At 66.8% G+C, this 2,307-nt stretch carries 3 protein-coding genes; 1 reads left to right on the forward strand and 2 read right to left on the reverse strand.

Features of this window, described 5'->3' with window-relative positions:
• On the reverse strand, positions 1–916 hold a 916-nt coding region (locus tag EN935_RS31695; RefSeq protein ID WP_164771517.1), incomplete at its 3' end, for a DUF58 domain-containing protein.
• Positions 916–1,920: a MoxR family ATPase gene (locus EN935_RS31700; protein ID WP_127373999.1), complete on the reverse strand. Its 1,005-nt coding sequence runs from the start codon at positions 1,918–1,920 to the stop codon at positions 916–918. The genes EN935_RS31700 and EN935_RS31695, both read right to left, overlap by 1 nt.
• A gap of 141 nt (positions 1,921–2,061) precedes the next feature.
• Here EN935_RS31700 and EN935_RS31705 point away from each other — a divergent pair.
• Positions 2,062–2,307: DUF1285 domain-containing protein (locus EN935_RS31705; protein ID WP_127374000.1), on the forward strand; the 246-nt coding region annotated here is incomplete at its 3' end.

Below are 2,307 nucleotides of genomic sequence, written 5' to 3' on the forward strand. Positions count from 1 at the left end.
ATGCGACAGCCGCCTTTCCGATGGAGGGGCCATCGGCGGTCATCGCCATGTGCAGGCGCACCAGCGCATCGGAGGCCAGCCGGTCGGTGTGGTTGACGGTAAAGCTCCAGCCGAGCCGCTTGCACCAGGCGGCCAGTTCCTGGCGGCGGGCGGTGTAGAGCAGGCGATACTCGTCACCCAGCATTTCGGCGCGGCCGGCGGTCAGCTTGTCGCCGGTCTCGGGATCGGTGAATTCGGTGCGGCCGGCATAGGGAAAGGTCTCCTCGGCCGGATCGGCAACCTCGATCAGATGCGCGCGCACGCCGTGGCGGGCGAGCACGTCGAGCCAGGCCATCGTCTCCTCGACGGGATCGAGGAAATCGCTGACGACAACGATGTCGCAGAAGCGCCTGATGTCGGACAGGTCGGGTTTTGCCGGCAGTTCGCCGGCATGCATCAGCTGGGCGGCGATGCGCTCGGCGCCGTTGCGGGCGGTGAACGGATCGGTGAGGCCGGGCCAGGCTATGCGCTCGCCGCTGCGCGACAACAGTTCGGCCATGGCCAGCGCCAGCACCAGCGCGCGCGATTGCTTGGAAACGCTGGCGCCGGTCGACTTGTAAAGCATCGACGGCGAGGGGTCGGCCCATAGCCAGACCGTATGGGCGGCTTCCCATTCGCGGTCGCGCACATAGGTGTGGTCGTCGCGCGCCGAGCGGCGCCAGTCGATGCGTGAGGCGTCGCCTTCGACATAGGGCCGGAACTGCCAGAAATTCTCGCCGATGCCGCGCTTGCGGCGGCCATGCCAGCCCGCGATCACCGTGTTGACGATGCGTCGTGCCTCGACCAGCAAGTCGGGAACCAGCGAGGCCCGCAACCGGCCACGGGCGAGCGCGTCGCGCGTCGCTGCCGGTGCTTGGAGCTCGCCAATACGCGCCATCAGATGCCTTTGGTCAGTTTCGCCACCACGTCGCGCACGCTGGTGCCTTCGGCGCGGGCGGCGAAGGTCAGCGCCATGCGATGCTGCAGCACCGGCTCGGCCAGCGCGCGCACATCGTCGATCGACGGCGCCAGCCGTCCCTCGTAGAGCGCGCGCGCCCTTGTGCATAGCATCAGCGCCTGGCTGGCGCGCGGGCCGGGGCCCCAGGCGACATGCTTGTCGGTCTCGGCATTGCCCTGGCCGGGACGCGCCGAGCGCACCAGCGTGAGGATCGCCTCGACGACGCTTTCGGGCACCGGCATGCGGCGGATCAGCGTCTGGATTTCCTTCAGCCGCGCCGGCTGCAGTACGTTCTGGGCCTTGGCGTCCTCGATGCCGGTGGTCTCCAGCAGGATGCGGCGCTCGGCCTCGATTTCGGGATAGAGGATGTCGACCTGCATCAGGAAGCGGTCGAGCTGGGCCTCGGGCAGCGGATAGGTGCCTTCCTGCTCCAGCGGGTTCTGCGTTGCCAGCACGTGGAAGGGCGCCGGCAGGTCGTAGCGGGCGCCGGCAATGGTGACATGGTATTCCTGCATCGCCTGCAGCAGCGCCGACTGGGTGCGCGGCGAGGCGCGGTTGATCTCGTCGGCCATCAGAAGTTGGGCGAAGATCGGCCCGGAGATGAAGCGGAAGGAACGCTTGCCGATCTCGTCCTGCTCCATCACTTCGGAGCCGAGGATATCCGACGGCATCAGGTCCGGCGTGAACTGGATGCGGCGCGAATCGAGGCCGAGCACGATGCCCAGCGCTTCGACCAGCTTGGTCTTGGCGAGGCCCGGCACGCCGACCAGCAGCGCATGGCCGCCGGCCAGCAGCGCCACCAGCGTGCGCTCGACGACGCTCTCCTGGCCGAAGATGACCCGGCCGACCCCGTCGCGGATTCTGGAAATATCCGCCAGCGCCTTCTCGGCCTCGGCGATCATGTCCTTCTCGCTGATCGGGCTTTCCTTGACCATCACGCTCATGCCGCATCGATCCTCGTGGTTGGAAATACCAGCCTGCAGCATACCATGACTGCCGCGATTCGGCCTCGCCTAGCGTCTGCATTTGAACTTAAATCACAGACTTAGGCTGACAAGCGGAACAACAGTGACTATTTCGTGACCATGACGGGACCCTTGGAACATCGTGAAGAAAGCCTGACTGATGCCACCGAGGCGCGGGGGCTCGAGGCGCTGATCGCGCGCGCGGCCCGCGCCGGCAAGGGCGCGGCACCCGTCGAGCGCTGGAATCCGGACTTTTGCGGCGATCTCGACATGGAGATCAAAGCCGACGGCACCTGGTTCTATCTGGGCACGCCGATCGGCCGCATGCCATTGGTGCAGCTTTTCTCCTCGGTGCTGCGCAAGGAC

The organism is Mesorhizobium sp. M7D.F.Ca.US.004.03.1.1 (assembly GCF_003998635.1).
GTDB lineage: Bacteria > Pseudomonadota > Alphaproteobacteria > Rhizobiales > Rhizobiaceae > Mesorhizobium > Mesorhizobium loti.

Coding starts and splice junctions, on each gene's coding strand:
- EN935_RS31700 (WP_127373999.1), bottom strand. CDS start 1,920: ATGAGCGTGATGGTCAAGGAAAGCCCGATCAGCGAGAAGGACATGATC.